Origin of the sequence: Mesorhizobium sp. M5C.F.Ca.ET.164.01.1.1, from assembly GCF_004792125.1 — a bacterium.
Classification (GTDB): Bacteria; Pseudomonadota; Alphaproteobacteria; order Rhizobiales; family Rhizobiaceae; genus Mesorhizobium; species Mesorhizobium wenxiniae.
Genome location: NZ_SRTG01000057.1, coordinates 1 through 686 on the forward strand (window position 1 = coordinate 1; position 686 = coordinate 686).

Sequence of the window (686 nt, forward strand, 5' to 3'; positions counted from 1 at the left end):
TGCCTGCACCAGCCGACGGTTCGCATGAAGCTATACCTGTTGATATGGCATCGGAAGCCGCGTTGGGCGAGTTTGATCGACACCTCGCCACGTCGGGCCTCAAGCTTGATGGGGTCGTTCTTATGCCGCCCCAACCGCATTCGTCCGCTGATCCTATGCCCGAGCCGGAGGTCTGGCGAACGCTGTTTCAGACAAGCTTCGTTGGGCCGTTGTCCCTGTTGAAGTCGGCAATCGCTCGGATGGAACCGGCCCCTGAAGCAGGCCGACGCTGCAAGGTCGTAATCATTTCCGGCATTTCTTCGGCTCAGGTTCTTAGCCACTACGCCACCGCCAACGTCATCCGCACCGCTTGGCTTGGAGAAGCGAAGACGCTTGCCTTTGCGCTAGGCGAAAGAGGTATTCATGTGAACACTCTTTCACTCGGTGGCACGCTGTCGCCCTGGTATCGGGATGCAATTGGCAGGCGAGCGCAGGACGCCGGCGTGACGTTTGAAGAAAGGATTGCGGTCGAGACCGACAACATTCCACTCAAAAAGTATGGGACGCCGTCTGAAGTTGCCGTCGTCGTCGAGGGCTTGTTGTCGCCCCTCACTGATCACATGACAGGCCTGAACATTCTACACGATGGCGGATTCACTCGGGCTTATTGAGGACGCCCTGGGCGCGATTGCGGGGCTGACCTTCCA

Annotated in this window: 1 protein-coding gene; it reads left to right on the top strand. The window is 58.5% G+C overall.

Translation table 11 applies throughout. The annotated features are described in order from the left end of the window. Positions 1–650: SDR family oxidoreductase (locus EN807_RS32375; RefSeq protein ID WP_246684496.1), on the top strand; the 650-nt coding region annotated here is incomplete at its 5' end. Positions 651–686: the final 36 nt, after the last annotated feature.